Raw genomic sequence first — 1,110 nt, 5'->3', positions numbered from 1 at the left:
ATCCAGATGCTCCTGAAAGCGGAACGGTGACAACTCCGGCGCCAACAGAATCGAGACTTCCTCCAGGTCCATCGGGTCGCATTGCAAATGCGGCAGCAGGAAGGTCTGGGAAAAATTTATCACCATGAAGTTGCTGTCTGCCGGATGCGGAATCACGTGCACGCGATGCGGCAGGATGAAGGCCAGCGTATTGCGCGGAAACGGACGTTCGACGTTGCCGATGTGCTGCACGGTATCGCCACCGAGGTTGACCTGGATCTGGAAATACTCATGGCGATGCGGGCTGGTTTCGGCGCGCCGTCCCTTTTTGTCGCGGATGTAAAAGTCCGTCAACTCACTGCGTTGCTGCATGACGTAAGTGGGTACTCGACTCGGTGACGACATCGCCTGAGGATCCTCGACAGGTACATGGACAGGTTGTCGTCGCGCCGCGATGCAGGCGGCGACCGCGGTGATTGTGAAGGCAGACACCGTTGGCTTCAACACGTCATAGGATGACAACGAAATACAGAGAATTAATTGTATTGGTGTGTGATGTGTCGTCTGTCCAAAAAAATACGAGCACACAAAAACAATTACTCTTTTATAAACATATAGTTATGAAAACCATGACACATAACGAAGGAAATGAGCTGATTTGATTTTTCTTGGACACCTGCATTAATCGCCTTTTTCAGAAGAAAAAACGATCTAACGCCTCAGTTGATTTTGAGAGGTTGTACGACCACTGTGACAGTCAATGCAGCCCGACCCTTCCAAAAACAATCAAAAGGTGCGCACGTGATGAACCTGTTTTTCCCCCTCGCCAACCCTCCCCCCGATCGAGCCAGTCCGAAGGCGTATCTGAGCGCCTGACAGCGGCTGTCCGCGCCTCTCATTCAAGTAGCGATTGCTCTGCCCCGACACTGGGGGTATCGGCTTCGGCTGCGCGCGAACATCTCGATTCTTCTAACAATAAAAAGGTCTACTCATGTCGAACTCGCAAACCTCCCCGTCCACCGCGCCGTCGGTGAGCGCCGGCGCCCGGGACGCCCTGTTGCCTCAGCGACTGCCGACGCGTCGGCGCTGGTTCATGCTGTCATTGCTGCTGATTGCGACCATCATCAACTA

Annotated in this window: 2 pseudogenes; one reads left to right on the top strand and one right to left on the bottom strand. The window is 53.5% G+C overall.

Annotated elements, in window-relative coordinates:
- Positions 1-384, bottom strand: a pseudogene (locus ACXRVY_RS30810) (AraC family transcriptional regulator); the annotation flags it as partial.
- A gap of 586 nt (positions 385-970) precedes the next feature.
- Here ACXRVY_RS30810 and ACXRVY_RS30805 point away from each other — a divergent pair.
- A pseudogene (locus ACXRVY_RS30805) lies at positions 971-1,110 on the top strand (MFS transporter); the annotation flags it as partial.

Source organism: Pseudomonas sp. P5_A2_2 (assembly GCF_054177685.1).
The sequence above is the reverse complement of the archived record's forward strand: the minus strand, read 5'-3'. Positions and strand labels throughout refer to the sequence as shown.